This window comes from Vibrio sp. 2130-1 (assembly GCF_033339515.1).
The window spans coordinates 1-958 of sequence record NZ_JAWOUT010000107.1; the positions used below are offsets into that span (position 1 = coordinate 1).

General features: G+C 46.6%; 1 pseudogene. It reads left to right on the forward strand.

The features are described 5' to 3' along the window. Positions 1-958: pseudogene (locus R7Q09_RS24530) on the forward strand (exopolyphosphatase); the annotation flags it as partial.

Consider the following 958-nt stretch of genomic DNA (forward strand, 5'->3'; position numbering starts at 1 on the left):
ACAGCAGTCATGCCGTTCCCGATAGAGATTATTCCGGGAGAGGAAGAAGCGCGCCTAATTTACTTAGGTGTCGCACACACTCAAGTGGAATCTAATTCTAAACTGGTGGTCGATATTGGCGGTGGAAGCACCGAGATGATCATCGGACAAGAGTTCGAACCAGAACTGCTTAATAGCAAACAAATGGGCTGCGTCAGCTTTACACAGCAGTACTTCAAAAATGGCAAGTTATCGAGCAAAAACTTCAGCAAAGCCATGCTCGCTGCCGAACAAAAGCTAGAGTCCATCGCGACCAAATACCGCAAGAAAGGTTGGGATATTGCACTCGGCTCATCAGGCACCATCAAAGCGATTCAAGAGGTATTGATTGGGCTGGGCTTTGAAGACGGTTTAATTACAGCAAAGCGTCTGAGTAAGCTCATTGATACTTTAAACGAGTTCGCGTCAATTGATGATATTCAGTTGGCTGGCCTGACCGATGAACGTAAACCGGTATTTGCCGCTGGTGTAGCGATTTTAGCTGCGATTTTTCAGGCACTAAAAATCGACCAGATGTTTTTCTCTGATGGAGCATTGAGAGAAGGCTTGTTATATGAAATGGAAGAGCGGTTTGCTCGCTCTGACATTCGCATGCGTACCACGGAAAACCTAGCACAAAAACATCGTGTGGATCTCGAGCACGCTGCACGCGTAAAAGGTCACGCACGCGAGATGCTTGAACAAGTACATTCTGAGCTTGGGATTAAAAAGAAAAGCGAACTGTTTGATTTATTAGAATGGGCCGCTCTGTTGCATGAAGTTGGGCTAAGCATCAACCTACGCAGCTTCCATCGCCACTCGTTTTATATTCTTCTGCATTCAACCCTGCAAGGTTTTAACCGTGAGCAACAACTCGTCTTGGCGACGCTTGCACGCTTTCAACGCAAAGCGCTAAGGCTCAATGAGTTGCCAGAGTTCA